Annotated in this window: 19 protein-coding genes; 13 read left to right on the top strand and 6 right to left on the bottom strand. The window is 74.3% G+C overall.

Annotation, left to right across the window (positions count from 1 at the left end; all coding sequences use genetic code 11):
- The first annotated feature begins 13 nt into the window (after positions 1–13).
- A complete protein-coding gene (locus VEW93_01465; protein ID HYI60454.1) occupies positions 14–700 on the top strand; it encodes a TIGR00266 family protein in 687 nt (228 codons plus the stop codon).
- Between the two features lie 12 nt (positions 701–712).
- Here VEW93_01465 and VEW93_01460 read toward each other — a convergent pair whose 3' ends face one another.
- The 3 genes from VEW93_01460 to VEW93_01450 are packed head-to-tail and all read right to left on the bottom strand — an operon-like array spanning position 713 to position 4034.
- Positions 713–1528 (bottom strand): aldo/keto reductase, encoded by an 816-nt coding sequence (locus VEW93_01460; protein ID HYI60453.1) that lies wholly within the window; start codon positions 1526–1528, stop codon positions 713–715.
- 44 nt (positions 1529–1572) lie between these two features.
- Positions 1573–3492, bottom strand: coding sequence for a hypothetical protein (locus tag VEW93_01455; GenBank protein ID HYI60452.1), 1920 nt, complete (start codon positions 3490–3492; stop codon positions 1573–1575).
- On the bottom strand, positions 3489–4034 hold the full coding sequence (locus tag VEW93_01450; protein HYI60451.1) for a sigma-70 family RNA polymerase sigma factor: 546 nt from the start codon (positions 4032–4034) through the stop codon (positions 3489–3491). Before VEW93_01450 ends, VEW93_01455 begins: the two co-directional genes overlap by 4 nt.
- A 147-nt stretch (positions 4035–4181) precedes the next feature.
- Here VEW93_01450 and VEW93_01445 point away from each other — a divergent pair, with 147 nt between their 5' ends.
- Entirely contained in the window at positions 4182–4796 is a 615-nt protein-coding gene (locus VEW93_01445; protein ID HYI60450.1) for a DsbA family protein, read from the top strand.
- Here the strand turns inward: VEW93_01445 and VEW93_01440 are convergent.
- On the bottom strand, positions 4793–6340 hold the full coding sequence (locus VEW93_01440; protein ID HYI60449.1) for an acyl-CoA synthetase: 1548 nt from the start codon (positions 6338–6340) through the stop codon (positions 4793–4795). The two genes, VEW93_01445 and VEW93_01440, sit on opposite strands and share 4 nt — an antisense overlap.
- Before the next feature lie 100 nt (positions 6341–6440).
- On the opposite strand from VEW93_01440, the gene VEW93_01435 reads away from it, so the two are divergent.
- Genes VEW93_01435 through VEW93_01410 form a run of 6 tightly spaced genes read left to right on the top strand, consistent with a single transcriptional unit; the run spans position 6441 to position 11685 of the window.
- On the top strand, positions 6441–7523 hold the full coding sequence (locus tag VEW93_01435; GenBank protein HYI60448.1) for a Zn-dependent alcohol dehydrogenase: 1083 nt from the start codon (positions 6441–6443) through the stop codon (positions 7521–7523).
- A gap of 56 nt (positions 7524–7579) precedes the next feature.
- Positions 7580–8041 (top strand): DNA-binding protein, encoded by a 462-nt coding sequence (locus tag VEW93_01430; GenBank protein HYI60447.1) that lies wholly within the window; start codon positions 7580–7582, stop codon positions 8039–8041.
- Positions 8041–8658, top strand: coding sequence for a Zn-ribbon domain-containing OB-fold protein (locus VEW93_01425; GenBank protein HYI60446.1), 618 nt, complete (start codon positions 8041–8043; stop codon positions 8656–8658). The genes VEW93_01430 and VEW93_01425 overlap by 1 nt, the downstream gene beginning before the upstream one ends.
- Positions 8658–9716, top strand: a complete 1059-nt coding sequence (locus VEW93_01420; GenBank protein ID HYI60445.1) for a thiolase domain-containing protein — start codon at positions 8658–8660, stop codon at positions 9714–9716. Before VEW93_01425 ends, VEW93_01420 begins: the two co-directional genes overlap by 1 nt.
- A complete protein-coding gene (locus VEW93_01415) occupies positions 9716–10885 on the top strand; it encodes a thiolase domain-containing protein (protein HYI60444.1) in 1170 nt (389 codons plus the stop codon). The genes VEW93_01420 and VEW93_01415 overlap by 1 nt, the downstream gene beginning before the upstream one ends.
- 11 nt (positions 10886–10896) lie before the next feature.
- Positions 10897–11685: a glucose 1-dehydrogenase gene (locus tag VEW93_01410; protein ID HYI60443.1), complete on the top strand. Its 789-nt coding sequence runs from the start codon at positions 10897–10899 to the stop codon at positions 11683–11685.
- Positions 11686–11714: 29 nt separating this feature from the next.
- Here VEW93_01410 and VEW93_01405 read toward each other — a convergent pair whose 3' ends face one another.
- Positions 11715–12764, bottom strand: coding sequence for a Rieske 2Fe-2S domain-containing protein (locus tag VEW93_01405; GenBank protein HYI60442.1), 1050 nt, complete (start codon positions 12762–12764; stop codon positions 11715–11717).
- 73 nt (positions 12765–12837) lie between these two features.
- Here VEW93_01405 and VEW93_01400 point away from each other — a divergent pair, with 73 nt between their 5' ends.
- The 5 genes from VEW93_01400 (at position 12838) to VEW93_01380 (ending at position 17189) form a co-directional block, all read left to right on the top strand.
- Complete coding sequence (locus VEW93_01400; GenBank protein HYI60441.1) at positions 12838–13884, top strand: LLM class F420-dependent oxidoreductase; 1047 nt, start codon at positions 12838–12840, stop codon at positions 13882–13884.
- A 136-nt stretch (positions 13885–14020) separates the two neighbouring features.
- Positions 14021–15373, top strand: a complete 1353-nt coding sequence (locus VEW93_01395) for a Fic family protein (GenBank protein HYI60440.1) — start codon at positions 14021–14023, stop codon at positions 15371–15373.
- Between the two features lie 52 nt (positions 15374–15425).
- The gene (bioB, locus tag VEW93_01390) at positions 15426–16508 is read left to right on the top strand and encodes a biotin synthase BioB (GenBank protein ID HYI60439.1); all 1083 of its coding nucleotides are present in this window, start codon (positions 15426–15428) and stop codon (positions 16506–16508) included.
- A gap of 17 nt (positions 16509–16525) precedes the next feature.
- Positions 16526–16732, top strand: coding sequence for a hypothetical protein (locus VEW93_01385; GenBank protein HYI60438.1), 207 nt, complete (start codon positions 16526–16528; stop codon positions 16730–16732).
- Between the two features lie 43 nt (positions 16733–16775).
- Positions 16776–17189 carry a hypothetical protein gene (locus VEW93_01380; protein ID HYI60437.1) on the top strand — a complete coding sequence of 138 codons (414 nt, stop codon included), beginning with the start codon at positions 16776–16778 and terminating at the stop codon, positions 17187–17189.
- A gap of 13 nt (positions 17190–17202) precedes the next feature.
- On the opposite strand, the gene VEW93_01375 is transcribed toward VEW93_01380, so the two are convergent.
- Positions 17203–18132, bottom strand: coding sequence for a hypothetical protein (locus tag VEW93_01375; GenBank protein HYI60436.1), 930 nt, complete (start codon positions 18130–18132; stop codon positions 17203–17205).
- Position 18133 lies beyond the last annotated feature (1 nt).

The following is an 18133-nucleotide window of genomic DNA, read 5'->3' as shown; positions in this document are numbered from 1 at the left end:
ACCAAGGACACCCATGGACGTCCAGATCCGCCACCAGCCCAGCTTCTCGGTGGCCCGCTTCCTGCTCGGCCCCCAGGAGCAGGTCCGGGCCGAGTCGGGGGCCATGATGGCCATGGCCGCCGACACCCACATCGAGGCCCGGGCCCAGGGCGGGGTCATGAAGTCGCTCAAGCGGGCCGCGCTGGGGGGCGAGTCGTTCTTCGTCACCACCCTCACCGCCGGCCCCGGCGGCGGCTGGGTGGACCTGGCCGCCAACCTCCCCGGGGACCTGGCCGTCCTGCCCCTCGAGGCCGGGCAGCCCTGGCTGCTGTCCAAGGGGGCGTTCCTGGGCTCGGCGCCGTCGGTCACCATCGACACCCAGTTCACCGGGATCAGGATGTTCGCCGGCGGGGAGGGCGCCTTCCTGGTCCAGGCCGCCGGTGAGGGGCTCCTGGTGGTGGCCGCCTTCGGCGCCGTCGACCGCGTCACCCTGGGGGCCGGGCAGGCCATCGTCATCGACAGCGGGCACTTCGTGGCCGCTCACGCCAGCGTCCAGTACCAGCTCCGGCGGGCCGCGGCCGGGGGCCTGATCCAGTCGGCCAAGTCGGGCGAGGGCTTCGTGTTCGAGTTCGTGGGCCCCGGCGAGGTGCTGATGCAGAGCCGCAACCCGGCCGGCCTGGTCAGCTACCTGGCGTCCCAGGGCCTGGGCGCCCGCTCCTGAGCCGGGCTCCGGTCAACGGGACCAGGTCGGCGCCCAGTCGGGGTCGACGGTGCGCAGGTCCCGGTCCAGGGCGGCCAGCACGTCGTGGTCGCCCGGGGTGAGCTCGACGTCGGCCGCGGCCAGGTTCTCGGCGATGCGCTCCCGGGCCGTGGCCTTGGGGATCACCGCGGTGTGCTCGTCCTCGTCCAGGATCCAACGCAGCAGGACCTGGGCCGGGGTGGCATCCCGCTCCCGGGCGATGGCCACCACCGCCGGGTCCTTCAGGAGCTGGCCCCGGGCCAGGGGCGAGTAGGCGGTGAACAGCAGGTCGTGCCGGGCGCACATCTCCAGCAGCCGGGGCTGGGCCAGGTAGGCGTGGTGCTCGACCTGGAGGGCGAACAGGGGGGCGATCTCCAGGGCCCGGTCCAGCATGGCGGGCGTGAAGTTGGAGACGCCGATGTGGCTGGTGGCCCCGGCCTCCTGCAGCTCCACGAAGGCGGCCAGGTTGGCCTCCAGGTCGTCCAGGCGCACGGGCCAGTGCACCAGCAGCAGGTCGACGTGGTCGGTGCGCAGCTTCTCCAGGCTCTCCCGGGTGGACTCCCGGATGCCGTCCGGGGTCAGGCGGTCGTTCCACACCTTGGTGGTCAGGAAGATCTCGTCCCGGTCGAGGCCGGAGTCGGCCAGGGCCCGGCCCACCTCGGCCTCGTTCTCGTAGACCTGGGCCGTGTCGACGTGGCGGTAGCCCAGCTCCAGGGCGGCCATGACCCCCGGGAAGGTGTCGTCGCCGACCAGCTCCCACGTGCCGAAGCCGACGGCGGGGACGGGGGTTCCCTGGATGGTGCGCAGCATCGCCCCTGCCTAGCGCAGCCGGCGGCCCCTGCCAACGCCGGTGCTCACGGCCGGTCGGTGGACATGACCTCCTGCGGGCCGCACCCCGTGGCCCGGATCCACTCCCCGGCCGGGGCCTCGGCCAGGCCGGTGCAGGACTGGGTCATCCAGGGGATGGCCGGCTCGTCGGCGAGGGGGGCGGGCCAGGTCAGCTCCACCCCGTCGGGCCCCACCCGCCACACCACGGCGCGCCCCGCCCCGCCCCGCTCGGTGCTGACCAGCTCGACCTCCTGGCCGGCCCGGTGGGCCTGGAGCAGGCAGGTGCGGGGCCCCTCGGAGGTGTCGGGCCGGGCGGGGTGGCCCGGCGTCGACAGGGTGGCGGCCAGGTCGACCCCGCACGCCATGGGCAGGGCCTCACGCAGCGACCAGGCCGGGGGGACGGTCAGCGGGGGCGGTGGCGCGGTGGCCGTGGCCCGGCACCCGTCGCCGTCCAGGGTCAACACCACCGTCCCCCCCGGGGCCAGGTCCTCCACCGTGGCCGTGCAGGTGTGGTCGGGGGCGGGCATGGGGAACGGGACGCCGTCGGCGTCCACCGGGGGGCAGGAACCCGGGCAGTCGTAGCGCTCCCAGTGCAGCTCCACCTTCGACAGCGGCCCGTCGACGTCCCGGGCCACCAGGGTGGACTGGAACGAGGCGACCTGCCCGCTGGCCACCACCTGGCCGTCCACCACCACGGCCACCCGGTGGGCGCTGCCCTCCTCCCCGGAGGGCAGGTCCCCGGCCTCGACCACGAGGTCGAACGGCTCGCCCCCGGGGTCGGGGTCGGTGGGCAGGGCGGGGGACGGGGCGTCCAGCGGGGGGAGGTCCAGGCTCATGGGCACCTCCCGCTGGCACCCCGTCCCCTGGAGCTGCTCGAAGGGCCGCTCGACGCCGGTGCACCGCTGGACCGACCACGGGCCCTCGGGGCCCGCCGGCCCCCGGACGATGTCCACGGTGGTGCCCTCGGCCCCTCGGGCGACCCGCCACCAGGCTCGGCGGACGGCGTCGTTGGCCTGGAGCTCGGCGGTGGGCAGCTCCGCGGCCGTGCGCTGTTGCGCCGCCTCCACCAGGCAGGCCATCGCGGCCTCGGCCGCGTCGGGGTCGGACGGGCCCGCGAACCAGCCGACGTCCCAGGCCCCGGTCCCGCACGACCAGGGCAGCTCGTCGCGCAGGGTGAAGGCGGGGGGCACGGTCAGCGGCGGGGGGTCGCCGGGGGCCAGGGCGCAGGTCGGCTCGCCCTCGCCGTCGACGGTGATCCGCAGGACCACCCGGCCGGGCCGGGGGCCGACGGTGAAGGTGATCCCGCAGTCGGCCAGCAGGAAGGGGTCCTGGTCAGCTCGGCCGTCACCGTCACCGTCGGGACGGCCCTCCGGGGTGATCCGGCCGCAAGCCCCGCCCCGCCGGGAGCCGGGGCTGGCCCCCAGGGGAGCTTCGTCCGGGAGCGGCGGGCACTCCCAGCGGGCGTAGCTGAGGAGCCATGAGGAACCGACCGGCAGGGGCTCGGCCCAGGCCAACGACGTGCCGACCGGAAGGGGGCGGGCGGTGGCCGACGGCAGGTGCTCTCCGCACCCGTCGCCGGGATCGGCCCCGCAGTCCGGCTCCAGGCCCACCTGGTGGAGCACCGTCCCCTCCAGGCCGAGGTCCGGGGCCACCACCACCACCTGGGTGGCCACCAGCTCCCCGGCGGGGACGGGCGGCGAGGGCTGGGGGTCGGTGGCGGTGGTGACCCGGCCGGGGTCGTCGCCGCTCCGGGTGGTGGCCCACAGGGCGCCACCGGCCAGGGCCAGGGCGGCCACCACGGCGGCGGCCGCCAGCCAGGCCCGGGGGCGGTCCGGCCCGGACCGGGTGCCGGCGGCGTCCCGGACCTCCTCGCCGGTCAGGGGGTCGGCCGCCGGGTCGGTGGCCCGGGCCCAGCGCCGGAGCGCGTCGTCGATCTCGTCGCTCACGGCTGCTCACCGTCCTTCGGTGGGGAGGGGGGAGGGGCGTCCACGCCCAACTCCCGGCGGAGGCGCTCCAGGGCTCGGGCCACGTGGTTGCGGACCGTCGACACCGACACGCCGAGCAGGTCGGCCACCTCGGGGGTGGGCCAGCCGCAGCCGTGGAGCAGGTAGAGGGCGACACGCTGGCGCTCGGGCAGGGCGGCCAGCAGCGCGGCCAGGCGGGGCTCGACCTCGGGGGCGGCGGCCGGGTCGGCCAGGCCCGCGGGCAGCGCGTCGACCGGGCGATCCGGCAGCCGGACCCGGCTGCGGGCCACCGTGTAGACGTAGCCGGCCGGGTTGGCCATGGCCCGGACCCGGGGCCAGTGGCGCCAGGCGTGGACCAGGGCATCGGCGGTGGCGTCCCGGGCCGCCTCGGCCCCGGCCACCGGGACCAGGGCCCGGCGGACCCGGCCCTCGACCTCGGCCACGAAGGCGTCGAAGGCGGCCTCGGCGGTCGGGTCAGGCTCCGCGGTGGGGGCGTCGCCGGGCTGGGCCCGGTCCTCGGTCATGGCGCCGCCAGCTTCGTCCACACCCGGGAGAAAGGGGCGGATCGGCCCGATCGGTCACACGCCGGGTGGGAGTGGGCGCCGGAGGCGGTAGACGTGGGCCCGCCGCACCGGGCCCCCGCCGAGGGCCCGGCCCCGAGAGGAGCCCCCATGCCCGACCGCGACGCCGTCGACTTCTGGTTCGATCCGCTGTGCCCGTGGTGCTGGATCACCTCCCGGTGGATCCTGGAGGCCGAGCAGATCCGGGACATCGACGTCACCTTCCACGTCATGAGCCTGGCCGTGCTCAACGAGGGCCGCGACCTGTCCGAGCAGTACCAGGAGATGATGACGCGGGCCTGGGGCCCGGTGCGGGTGGCCGTCGCCGTCGAGCAGCAGCACGGCCAGGAGGCGCTGGCCGCCTACTACACCGCGACCGGGACCCGCATCCACGACCGGGGGGAGGGCCACGACGACCTGCCCGAGGTGGTGCGGGCGGCCCTGGAGGAGGTGGGCCTGCCGGCCGAGCTCAACGACGCCTTCGACGACGGGAGCCTGGACCAGCCGCTGCGGGCCAGCCACCACGCCGGCATGGACGCGGTGGGCGACGACGTCGGCACCCCGACCATCCACGTCAACGGCGTGGCCTTCTTCGGCCCGGTGCTCAGCCGCATCCCCCGGGGCGAGGAGGCCGGCAAGATGTGGGACGGCGCCGTGCTGCTGGCCGGCTTCCCCCACTTCTTCGAGCTCAAGCGGACCCGCCACGAGGACCCGCAGTTCGACTAGATGCGGCTCTCCCGGTCGGCCCAGTAGGGGTCGCGCAGCTTGCGCTTGAGCAGCTTGCCGTTGGGCTCCCGGGGCAGCGCGTCGGTGAAGTCCACCGAGCGGGGCAGCTTGAACCGGGCCATGCGGGTGGCCGCCCAGGCCAGGATCTCGGCCTCGACCTCGGGCGTGCCCTCCACCCCCTCGGGCGTCTCGACCACGGCCTTGATCTCCTCGCCCCAGTCGGGGTGGGGGATGCCGAAGACGGCCACGTCGGCCACCTTGGGGTGGGTGATGAGCTCGCCCTCGATCTCGGCCGGGTAGACGTTGACGCCGCCCGAGATGATCATGTCGCTCTTGCGGTCCCGGAGGTACAGGTAGCCCTCGGCGTCCACCTCGCCCAGGTCTCCCACGGTGAAGAAGTTCTCGATGCGGTTGGCCCGGGTCTTGGCCTCGTCGCCCTTGTACTCGAAGTCGGCCATCAGCGACATGTACACGGTGCCGACCTGGCCGGGGCCCAGCCGGTTCCCGTCGTCGTCGTAGATGCGGACCTCGCCCCCGGGCCAGGCCGTGCCCACCGAGCCGGGGTGGGCCAGCCAGTCGGTGGCCCCGATGACCGTGCCCCCGCCCTCGGTGGCCGCGTAGTACTCCTGGATGGTGTCGCCCCACCACTCGATCATGTGGCGCTTGACCTCGGGGGGGCAGGGGGCGGCGCCGTGGACCATGTTGCGCAGCGACGACACGTCGTAGCGGGCCCGCACCTCCTCCGGCAGGTCGAGCAGGCGCACGAACTGGGTGGGCACCATGTGGCTGTAGGTCACCCGGTGGGCCTCGATCAGCCGCAGCATGTCCTCGGCCCCCCACTTGTCCACGAGGACGACGGTGTGGCCCAGGGCCAGGGCGTTGCCCGTCCACATCAGCACCGCGGTGTGGTAGAGCGGCGACACGGTGAGGTGCACGTGGCCGTCGTGGGGCCCGATGCCGAACAGGTTGGGCAGGTACGACATCAGCTCGGCCATGTCGTCGGGGCCGATGGGGGCCAGGGCCCGGCGCACCCCCTTGGGCCGCCCGGTGGTGCCGGAGGTGTAGTGCATGGCCGCCCCCGTGGTGCGACCCTCGGGAGCGGTGGTGGGGTGCCCGGCGAACAGGTCGTCGTAGGGCAGGAAGCCCTCGACGGACCCCACCGCGAACAGGGCCCGGGCCGGGACGCCGGCCTCGGCCGCCGCGGCGCGGGCCGCGGGGGCGAAGCGCTCGTGGGCCACGAAGGCCTTGGCCTCGCTGTCACCCACGATGTAGGCCACCTCGGGGCCCACCAGGTGGAAGTTGACGGGCGTGATGCGCACGCCCACCTGGAGGGCGGCCAGGAACAGCTCGATCAGCTCGACCCCGTTGGGCAGCAGCACGGCCAGGGTGTCGCCGGCCTCCAGGCCCAGGTCGCGCAGGGCGTGGGCCGCCTGGTTGGCCCGGGCCAGCAGGTCGCCGGCGGTGTGCTCGCCGCCGTCGGGGTCGACCAGCGCCAGCCAGGTCGGATCCGCCTCCGCCAGCCTCCAGAAACCGAGATCTCCCATGGCCGCACCCTAGGGCGAAACGAGAACACGTTCTAGTTCGGGTCCGGTAGGGTGCCGGCGGATCGCACCCCGACCAGATCGACCCCACGAGGAGGCCGCCATGCGCGCCGCGCTGCTGCAGACCATCGGTGACGAGACGCTCGAGCTGGTCGACGACATCGAGGCCCTGCCCCCCGGCCCGGGCGAGGTCACCATCGACATCAAGGCCACCGGCGTGTGCCACTCCGACCTGCACGCCATGCAGGGCTCGCTGCCCCAGCCGGCCCCGTTCGTGCCCGGCCACGAGGGGGCCGGGGTCATCTCGGCGCTGGGGGAGGGCGTCACCGGCCTGGCCGTGGGCGACCACGTCATCGTGGCCTGGTCGCCGCCCTGCGGGAAGTGCAACAACTGCACCGAGCGCAAGTCGCCCCACCTGTGCGTGATGATCCAGTTCGCGGTGGCCGGCAGCCGGCGCTTCACCCGGAACGGCCAGGACGTCTTCGGCATGGCCGGCACCGGCACCTTCGCCGAGTCGCTGACCGTGCCCCAGGAGGCGGCGGTCAAGATCGACGACGACGTCCCCTTCGAGATCGCCTCCCTCATCGGCTGCGGCGTCACCACCGGCGTCGGCGCCGTCATCAACACGGCCAAGGTCGTGCCCGGCTCGTCGGTGGTGGTGTTCGGCTGCGGCGGCGTGGGGATCTCCGCCATCATGGGCGCCCGGGTGGCCGGGGCCGCCACCATCGTGGCCGTCGACCTGGTGCCCGAGAAGCTGGAGCAGGCCAAGGGCTTCGGTGCCACCCACGCCTGCCACCCCGACGACCTGGCCGCCCTGCGGGCCGAGCTGACCGGCGACGGCTTCGACTACGCCTTCGAGGCCATCGGCCTGCCCGTCACCATGCGGGCCGCCTTCGACGCCGTCCGCCGGGGCGGCATGGCCGTCATCATCGGGGTCGGGGCCATGGACTCCGAGGTCAGCTTCAACGGCTTCGAGCTGTTCTTCTCCGAGAAGACCCTGGTGGGCAGCTACTACGGCTCGGCCGACGTGCGCTCCGACTTCCACCGCCTGCTGCGGCTGTGGAAGGCCGGCCAGCTCGACCTGGAGGCCATGATCACCCGCCGCATCGGCATCGACGAGATCAACGACGCCTTCGCGGCCATGAAGCGGGGCGAGGTCATCCGCCAGGTCGTCACCTTCGACTGACGGCGCGGCGGTGAGAGGTTGCCCACGAAACTGAAACCTGTTCTAGTCTGGCCGGCGTGTCGCCCCCACCCGATCCGGACGAGGTGCTGAGCGCACCGCTCACCATCGAGTACCCGTTCACCCGGACCACCGGCCCCGTCGTCGGCGCCTTCCTCACCGGCCTGCGCGAGGGGGTGCTGGTCGGCATCCGGGCCGGCGACGGGCGGGTCATCGTCCCCCCCGTCGAGTTCGACCCGGCCACCGGCGAGGACCTGACCGAGATCGTCGAGGTCGGCCCGGCCGGCACCGTGGTCACCGCGGCGTGGGTGGCCACCCCGCACGCCAAGCACCCCCTGGGCGATCCCTTCGCCTGGGCCCTCATCACCCTCGACGGGGCCGACACGCCACTGCTGCACGCGGTGGCCGCCGAGGGGCCCGGCGCCGTCGGCCCCGGCACCCGGGTGGTGCCCCGCTGGGCCGCGGAGCGCGAGGGCCACATCTCCGACATCGCCTGCTTCGTCCCCGAGGGGAGCGCCTGATGGCCGAGGTCACCCTGCCCCCCTCCCTGCGCGACGTGGAGCCGGTCCGCAGCGTCCGCACCCCGGCCCGGCTCGACTACCAGTTCACCGCCGGCGACGCCACGTCGCGCTTCCTGCGCAACGTGGCCCGGAAGCGCATCGTCGGCCAGCGGGCCCCCGGCGGGCGGGTCTACGTGCCGCCCCGGGGCGCCGATCCCGAGCTGGGCCAGCCCACCCCCGAGGAGGTCGAGGTGGCCCAGGTGGGCACCGTCACCTCGTTCTGCGTGGTCAACCTGCAGTTCTACGGCTCGGTGATGGAGATCCCCTACGTCAGCGCCCTCATCCTCCTGGACGGGGCCGACCTGTCGATCATGCACCTCATCCAGGAGGTGCCGGCCGACGAGGTCCGCATCGGCATGCGGGTCGAGGCCGTGTGGCGCGCCGACGCCGAGGTCGAGCCCACCCTGGAGTCCATCACCTGGTTCCGGCCCACCGGGGAGCCCGACGACGCCGATGTCCGCATCCCCGGCGAGGACCACGGCACCGGGCTGGGCTCCTGGGTCGGCGGTGTGGCCCCCACCGCGGCCCTGGTCCGCAACCCCCGCACCGGCCAGGGCGGCCCCGGGGGAGCGACCTGATGCGCGACGTGGCCGTCATCAGCGTGGCCCAGACCCGCCATCGCCGCCGGGTCCGGGAGCTCAACGAGGTCGAGATGCTCATGCCCGCCGTGCACGGCGCCCTCGACCAGGTGGGCATGACCATCGACGACATCGGCTTCACCTGCTCGGGCTCCACCGACTACCTGGCCGGGGTGGGGTTCAGCTTCGTCTCCACCCTCGACGCGGTGGGCCCGTGGCCCCCCATCCAGGAGAGCCACGTGGAGATGGACGGGGCCTGGGCCCTCTACGAGGCCTGGGTCAAGCTCCAGCTCGGCGAGGTCGACACGGCCCTGGTCTACAGCTACGCCAAGTCCAGCCCCGGCGACCTGCCCATGGTCCTGACCCGCCAGCTCGACCCCGTCACCGTGGCCCCCCTGTGGGCCGACTCGATCAGCCTGGCCGCCCTCCAGGCCCAGGCCCTGATCGACGCCGGCAAGGCCACCGAGGCCCAGATGGCCGAGGTGGCGGCCCGCAGCCGGGCCGCGGCCCTGGGCAACCCCCACGCCCAGCTGGCCTGGGACCGCCCGGCGGCCGAGCTGCTGGAGGCCGAGCCGTTGGTCGGGCCCCTGCGGCGCCACGACTGCCCGCCCATCAGCGACGGCGCCGCCGCGGTGGTCCTGGCCGCCGGCGACGCGGCCCGGGAGCGGGTCGAGCGCCCGGCCTGGATCCGGGGCATCGACCACCGCATCGAGTCCATCCACCTGGGCCTGCGGGACCTGACGGTCAGCGAGTCGACCCGGTTGGCGGCCCAGCGGGCCGGCGTGGCCGATGGGCCCGTCGACGTGGCCGAGCTCCACGCTCCCTTCACCCACCAGGAGCTCATCCTGCGCCACGCCCTGGGCCTGGCCGACGACGTGGCCGTCAACCCCTCGGGCGGGGCCCTGGCCGCCAACCCCATGATGACCGCCGGCCTCATCCGCATCGGCGAGGTGGCCACCCGCATCGCCGCCGGGGAGGCCGACCGGGGCGTGGCCCACGCCACCAGCGGCCCCTGCCTGCAACAGAACCTGGTCTGCGTCCTGGAAGGAGAGGGCTGATGGGCAAGGAGCGGGTGGCGGTCATCGGCGTGGGCCAGACCGAGCACCGGGCCACCCGGGGCGACGTGTCCATGGCCGGGCTGGTGCGGGAGGCCGCCTCCCGGGCCCTGGCCGACGCCCAGGTGACCTGGGCCGACATCGACGCCGTGGTCATCGGCAAGGCCCCCGACTTCTTCGAGGGCGTGATGATGCCGGAGCTGTTCCTGGCCGACGCCCTGGGGGCGGTGGGAAAACCCCTGTTCCGGGTGCACACGGCGGGGTCGGTGGGCGGGTCCACCGCCATCGTGGCCAGCCAGCTGGTCCAGGCCGGCATCCACCAGCGGGTCCTCACCGTGGCCTTCGAGAAGCAGTCCGAGAGCGAGGCCATGTGGGCCCTCTCCCTGCCCATCCCCTTCACGCCGCCCCTCCACGCCGGGGCCGGCGGCTACTTCGCCCCCCACATCCGCAGCTACATCCGCCGCTCCGGCTCCCCCGACCACATCGGCATGCTGGTGGCCCTCAAGGACCGGCAGAACGGGCTCAAGAACCCCTACGCCCACCTGCACGAGCCCGACATCAGCTTCGACTCCATCAAGGAGTCGATGATGCTGTGGGACCCCATCCGCTACGCCGAGACCTGCCCGTCCAGCGACGGGGCCTGCGCCCTGGTGCTGGGGTCCGAAGCGGTGGCCGACGCGGCCGCGGCCGACGGCCGCCCCCCGGCCTGGATCACGGGCACGGCCATGCGCTCCGAGCCCACCCTGTCGGCCGAGCGCGACACCGTGCTCCCCCTGGGCGGGGCCCTGTGCGCGGCCGACGTGTACCGCCAGGCCGGCATCACCGACCCCCGCCGGGACGTGGACTGTGTCGAGATGTACGTGCCCTTCAGCTGGTTCGAGCCCATGTGGCTGGAGAACCTGGGCTTCGCCGAGCCGGGCCAGGGCTGGAAGATGACCGAGTCGGGGGCCACCGCCCTCGACGGCGACCTGCCGGTCAACATGTCCGGCGGGGTGCTGTGCACCAACCCCATCGGCGCCTCGGGCATGCTGCGCTTCGCCGAGGCGGCCCTCCAGGTGCGGGGCCAGGCCGGCGACCACCAGGTCGACGGGGCCCGCACCGCGGTGGGCCACGCCTACGGCGGCGGCTCGCAGTTCTTCGCCATGTGGGTCGTCGGCGCCGACAAGCCCTGAGGAGGGGACCCGTGGGACGACTGGACGGCAAGGTGGCCATCGTCACCGGCGCGGCCCGGGGCCAGGGCGAGGCCGAGGCCCGCCTGTTCGCCCGCGAGGGGGCCCGGGTGGTGGTGGCCGACGTGCTGGCCGCCGAGGCCGAGGCGGTGGCGGCCGACATCGGCGACGCGGCCCGGGCCGCGGCCCTCGACGTCACCGACGAGGCGGCCTGGACCCGGGTGGTGGCCGAGACCGAGGAGGCCTGGGGGCCGGTCACCACGTTGGTCAACAACGCCGGCATCCTCGACTTCGACGCCGTCGACCGCTACGACACCGAGCGCTTCCGCCGGGTGCTGGAGGTCAACGTCATGGGGTGCTTCCTGGGCATCAAGGCGGTGGCCCGCTCCATGACCACGGCCGGCGGCGGCTCCATCGTCAACATCTCGTCCAACGGCGGCATGGAGGGCCTGCCCTTCCTCTCCGCCTACTCCACCAGCAAGTGGGCCCTGCGGGGCCTGTCCCGCTCGGCCGCCATCGAGCTGGGCCGCCGGGGCATCCGGGTCAACACCGTGCACCCCGGCGGCATCGACACCCCCATGACCCGCTTCGGCGGCGAGGCAGCCAACGACCAGGCCGCCTTCTACCGCAACCTGCCCATCCGGCGGGTGGGCACCGTGGACGACGTGGCTCCGGTGGTGCTGTTCCTGGCCTCCGACGAGGCCGGCTACGTCACCGGGGCCGAGTACACCGTCGACGGCGGCCACCTGGCCGGCGACGCCACCCTCCTCGACCAGGTCCCCGGACCTGAGCCCCGGGCCTGAGCCCTGGGGCCTGAGCAGCTCGGCGGTGGTCAGCCGCCTCCGTGGCGGGCCGAGGCGGTGGCCTTGGCCGGCGACTCGTCCATCTTGTCGGGCCAGTACGGCGGGGGGAACAGGCTCCGCTCGTCGCCGGGCTCGGTGCCCTCGGCGTAGAACTGGGCGTACCACTTGCGGAAGGCCATGAACGGCCCGTCGGTGTCGGCCAGGGCCGGCCGGGTCAGGTGGGCCTTGTGCTCCCACACCGGCATGTCCTCCAGGAACTGCCGGTCGACCTCGGCCACGAAGGCCTGGGCCACGTTCGAGGTGGCCTCGGCGTCACCCAGGGACCGGGTGTAGAAGTCGAAGCGGGTCTCGCAGCTCCCGGTGTCGATGGGGGTGGTCGAGGTGACCAGCAGGGTGTCGACGATGCCGCCGAAGCGGACCACGGCCACCCCCGGCCCGTACCCGGTGGACTCGATGAAGCCGTCGACCACGCCCCGGGGGGTCGGGAACCGCTGCACCGACTTCATCTCGGCCAGGGGCCCGTCGGTGACGTACGAGGTGATCTCCGGGACCTCGGCCGTGTTGTGCACGTAGCGGAAGTGGGCCGAGTCCACTGCGTTCTCGCCCAGCTCCTGGGTGTGGGCCTGCACCGTGTGCCTGGTGCGGACCGGGCCCCACCACCCCTCGCCGTCGGCCAGCTCGGGCAGGGCCGGCACGTGCCACTGGGGCTCCACCTCCGGGTCGGGGTGGAACCAGGCCAGCGACTTCCCGTTCACCTCGCAGGTGGGGTAGGCCCGGACCCGGGCCCGCTTGTTGGTGCGGGTGGAGTAGGGGATGTCGACGTTGGTGCCCTCGGTGTCGAAGCGCCAGCCGTGGAACGGGCACTGGATCTGGCAGCCCTCGACAGTGCCCCCGTGGCCCAGGTGGGCGCCCAGGTGGGGGCAGAAGGCGTCCATCACGTGCAGCTCGCCGCCGTCGTCGCGCCAGGCCACCAGGTGCCGGTCGAAGTAGTAGAGGGCCTTCGTCGCCCCCGCGGCCACCTCCTCGGGCTCGCAGACCTGGAACCAGCCGTAGGGGAGGGGGAACGGGTAGCGGTTCATCGGCGTGCTCCGGACGCGGAAAACTAGAACGTGTTCCAGTATAGGGAGGAGGGCCCGGCTACGGTGCGGCCGCATGACCGACGACCTCCAGCTCGGCCTGGTCCTGGGCTACTGGTTCGCCCAGCCCCCCACCGGCGTGGCCGACCAGGTCGCCCTGGCCGAGGATCTCGGCTTCGACTCGGTGTGGACGGCCGAGGCCTACGGGTCGGACTGCTTCACCCCCCTGGCCTGGCACGGCGCCGCCACCTCCCGCATCCGGTTGGGCACCGCGGTGTGCCAGATGGCGGCCCGCACCCCGGTGGCCACGGCCATGAGCGCCCTCACCCTCGACCACCTGACCGGTGGGCGGTTCATCCTGGGCCTGGGCGCCTCGGGCCCCCAGGTGGTGGAGGGCTGGTACGGCCAGCCCTACCCCAAGCCCCTGGCCCGGACCCGCGAGTACGTCGAGATCGTCCGCCGGGTCCTGGCCCGCGACGAGCCCCTGGCCTACGACGGGGACCACTTCCAGCTCCCCCGCACCGGCGAGGGCACCACCGGCCTGGGCAAGCCACTGCGCTCCATCACCCACCCCCTGCGGGCCGACCTGCCCATCTACCTGGGGGCCGAGGGACCCAAGAACGTGGCCATGGCGGCCGAGATCGCCGACGGCTGGCTACCCATGTTCATGTCGCCCGGCCTGGACGACCACTACCGGGCCTGCCTGGAGGAGGGCTGGGCCCGGCCCGGCGCCCGCCGCGGCCCCGACGACTTCGAGGTGGCCAACCTGGTCCAGGTGGTCATCGACGACGACGTGGAGCGCGCCGCGGACGTGGTCCGCATGTCGCTCGGCTTCTACATCGGCGGCATGGGGGCCAAGGAGGTCAACTTCCACGCCGAGCTGTTCAGCCGCATGGGCTACGCCGAGGACGTGGCCCGCATCCAGGACCTGTTCCTGGGTGGGCGCAAGGAAGAGGCCATCGCCTCGGTGCCCCTGGCCCTGGTGGAGGACGTGGCCCTGGTCGGCCCCGAGGCCAAGATCCGCGACGACCTGGAGCGCTGGCGCCGCACCTGCGTCACCACCCTCCTGGTCTCCGGCCCCCCCCACCAGCTCCGCCAGATCACCGACCTCGTCCGCGGCTGACCCTGGTTCCCCTTCTGAGGCGCCACCGCACACGGGCCTGCGTGCTGGCGCCTCAGAACAGCGATGCGACTCTTGGCATCGGCATCCCGCCGGGAACCTCCGGGCCTGAGGGCGGGTGACCGGACAGACTGCAGGTGTGGACACCCCGTCGGATGCCGAGGTCACCCATCGGCTGGAACAGGCCGACGCTGCCTACCCACCGTTCGCGCCGTTCGCCGACTGGGCCGCGGAGCCGCTCGGGCTCGGCTCGTGGGACGACGCCGCGGCACGGTTGGCCGTGGTGCGGCACCGAACGCCGGTCGACGAGGTCCGGGCCGCGCTGGACGAGGTGCTCCGGGCGGCCGCGGTCGACACCGGCGCCATCGAGGGCCTCTACGCCGCCGACCGGGGCTTCACCTTGTCGGTGGCTCGCAACGTCATCTCGCTCGACCAGGCCGAGGTTGAGGCGGGCATCGGCTTCCGTCGCAGCTTCGAGGCCCAGCTGGCCGGCTTCGAGCTCGCCCTCCAGCTGGCCACCGGCGACGAGGTCGTCACCGAAGCCGCCCTGCGGGAGGTGCACGACGTCACCTGCGCCGGTCAGGACACCTACCGGATCCTGACGCCGGTCGGCGTCCAAGAGCGCGCCTTGTCGCGGGGGAGCTACAAGACCGACCCCAACCACGTGCAGCTGGCCGATGGCTCGTTCCACTCGTACGCGCCCGTCGATCGCGTGCCCGAGGAGATGCACCGCCTCGTCACCGAGATGCGGTCCGAGGCCTTCCTGGCCGCCCCGGCCGTCGTGCAGGCCGCCTTCTCCCACCAGGCCTTCACGGCCATCCACCCCTTCGCCGACGGCAACGGCCGTGTCGCCCGGCTCCTCGCCTCGGTGTGGCTGCTGCGCGCCGCCTCGATCCCCCTCTGGGTCGAGACCACCGACCGGACGCGCTACTTCGACGCCCTCGCTGCCGCGGACCGAGGTGACCGCCAACCCTTCCTCCGCCTCATCACCTCCCTCAGTCTCAGCCTGCTCCGCGAGCTCGCCCTGGTCATCGAAGGTGGGCCGACCTACGGAGGGCCCGACCGCGACGAGCGGGCGGCGGCGACAGCGAGCGATGTGGTGGCTGAGGAGCTGGCCCTGCTGGCCTCGCGACGGACCGATGTGTCGGTGACGCGGCCACCCGTGCGGCCCGGCGACCTGCCGGTCGGCGTGGACGTCCCCGCTGGTGCCGTCGTCGCGGTGAGCGGCATGGGAGCCGTCCGGTGGGAGCGCGTGGTCTCCGTGGGCATCGACCGGCGAGCAGGCGGCCTGGACCGTTTCTGCCTGCTCACCCACGACCCGTGGCGCGGGGATGGTCGGCTGCTGCGCCAGGACCGCTTCGCGGCCGACGAGATGGTGCCGCAACCGTCCTCGGCGGCTCGGCGGCGTCTCGTCCGCCTCACCCGTCGCGCCTTCACCGTGGCCAGCGCGGCCGACAGCCAGGATGGGCCGCCTCTCTCGGAACCAGGCTGAGGGGCCTCGGTGGCTTTCGGGGCGGGTGGGGGCGGGTCGTAACCTCCGGGGCATGTCGGACACGCTGTCGCAGCCGGTCGCCCTGGGGCGCAAGCCGGGGCCCGCCGCCTCCAGCCGGGAGCCGCTCGCCGCGGACCGGGCCCGGGCCGCGCTGCGGGCGGCCGAGACCGCCCTGCTCGATGAGCGGCGCATGCTCACCGCCGAGGAGCTGGCCGGCCTGGCCCACGTGCCCGACACGTCGGTGCCCTCCCTGGCCGCCCTGGCCCACGAGGTCCGACTGGCCTGGTGCGGCCCCGAGGTCGAGGTCGAGGGCATCCTCTCGGCCAAGACCGGCGGCTGCCCCGAGGACTGCCACTTCTGCAGCCAGTCCTCCGCCTTCGACACGCCGGTCAAGGCCACCCCGTTCCTCGACACCGACGAGGTCCTGGCCGCGGCTCGCGAGACGGCGGCCCTGGGGGCCAGCGAGTTCTGCATCGTGCTGGCCGTGCGGGGCCCCGACGAGCGCACCCTCCAGCGCATCCTGGACCTGGTGCCCGTGGTGCGCGACGAGACCGGCCTCAACGTCGCCGTCTCGGCCGGCATCCTCACCGACGACCAGGCCCGGCGCCTGGCCGAGGGCGGGGTCCACCGCTACAACCACAACCTGGAGACGGCCCGCTCCTACTTCGGCTCGGTGGTCACCACCCACACCTTCGACGAGCGGGTCGACACCTGCCGCCTGGTCCGCCAGCACGGCATGGAGCTGTGCTGCGGCGTGCTGCTGGGCATGGGCGAGACCGTCGACCAGCGGCTCGAGCTGCTGGAGGAGCTGCGGGCCGTGGGCCCCGCCGAGGTGCCCGTCAACTTCCTCAAGCCCATGGCCGGCACGCCCTTCGCCCACCTCCCGGCGGTCGAGCCCCTGGAGGCCATCCGCTGGATCGCCCTGTTCCGCCTCGGCCTCCCCGAGGTCATCCTGCGCTACGCCGGGGGCCGCGAGTTCACCCTCGGCGACCTCCAGGCCATGGGCATGACGTCGGGCATCAACGCCCTCATCATCGGCAACTACCTCACCTACCTGGGGCGCAGCCCGGCGGATGACCTGAAGATGCTCGACGACCTGAAGATGCCCGTCGGCGCCCTCGGCCCCGTCATCTGAGCGTCCGGGAGCGCCCCGTGGACGAGCCGGTGCCGCCCGCCCCGCCGGCGCACTGCGTGGGCTGCGGCCGCCCGGTGGCCGAGTGCCCCGGCTGCCGGTGGCAGTACGACCCGCCCCGCTACTGCCCGGCTTGTGGCACCCGCCTGGCCGTCGTCGTGACCCCCACCGGCCACCGGGGCCGGTGCACCCGCCACGGTCCCGTCACCCACGGACACCACCGCTGAGGTGGGGCGCGTCCCGGCACCGGGCGGGCGTAGGGTCACGGTGATGGAGGTCGTCGTGGGTCCGGTGTCGGCCCTGAGCATGGGCGCCTTCGCCACCTTCGCCCGGGCCACGCTGGAAGGGGCCGGGCCGGGGGCGGACGTGCCCTCCGATGCCGCCCGCGCCTTCTTCGGCTACATCGACGAGTGGGAGGCGGGCGCCTCGGTGGGGGGCGACGTCACCTGGCGCACCGAGGCCGAGCCCGAGGTGGTCGAGTACCTGGTCTACGCCTTCTGGCGCCTGGCCAAGGAGGTCAACGACGATGCCGGCCTCGCCCCCGTGGTGCCCGACGAGGCGGCGTCGTTCTACTGGCTCCTGGTCGGCGGCCTGCTCACCGCCATGGAGGAGGCCGGCGGCTCCCACGCCGAGTTCGCCTCCAACCTGCGCGAGTTCTGGCCCGGGGACCACGAGATCCCCTGAGCCGGCCCCGGCGCTACCGCTCGGTGCGGAGACGGGCCAAGCCCTCGCGGGCCCGGTCCATGCGCGGGCGGTGCGGGGTGCTCCGCAGCGACTCCGCGGCGTGGGCCAGGCGCTGGACGACCACCGGCTGGCGCAGCCACTGGTCGACCTGGCCCACCGGGCCCCGGCGGGCCAGGGGCAGGCTGCGGGCCAGGCGCCGGCGGCCCCCGGCGGCCAAGGGGGTCAGCAGGTCGGCCAGGTGGAGGACGGCGGCCAGGCGGGCCCCGGGGTTGCCCGGCGCCTCCAGCCGGTCCTCCCACACGCCGAGGTACGGGACCAGGTCCTCCTCGGCCGTGGCCAGCAGGCTCAGCAGCCGGTCCACCGGGAGCCGCCCCGGCCCCGGCGCCTCGGCCAGGGTGGCCATCCAGGCGGCCCGGAACACCCGGCGCACCGCAGGGGTCTCGGCCGCCGGCCACTCCCGCCAGCCGGCCCGGCGCAGGCGGGCGCCCACCAGGGACGGGGGCGGGCCCAGGCGGCCGTCGCAGGTGCGGGCCAGGACCTCGGGCAGCAGGCGCTTCAGGTCGGCCTCCTCGCCCCAGGTGATCAGCGCCTTGGTCACGAACCGGTCCAGGACCGGGCCGGGGACCTGCTCCGGGGGCCGGCCCAGCGCCCGCCGCTCCTCGGCGGTGACGCAGTGGTCGCAGGCCGGCATGGTGGCCCGGTACGGGTAGACGGCGAACACCTCGGCCAGGTCGGTGAGGGCCAGGTCGAGCTGGTGGGGGGGCGGGGCGGCGGCCTCCGCCGGCGCCGGGCGGCGGACGGTCGCTCGGGCTGGGGCCTGGGCCGGGGTGGCGTCGAACACGGCGGCCAGGGCGCTGGCCGTGTCGGTCAGGTCGACCACCGGCGCCGGGCCTCGCCGGGTCCCGGTCGGGCGCGGAGCGCGGGAGCGGAGCGGCGCGGTCACG

The sequence above is a fragment of the Acidimicrobiales bacterium genome, assembly GCA_035630295.1.
Classification (GTDB): domain Bacteria; phylum Actinomycetota; class Acidimicrobiia; order Acidimicrobiales; family Iamiaceae; genus Iamia.
This window is presented reverse-complemented; position numbering and strand designations above follow the sequence as displayed.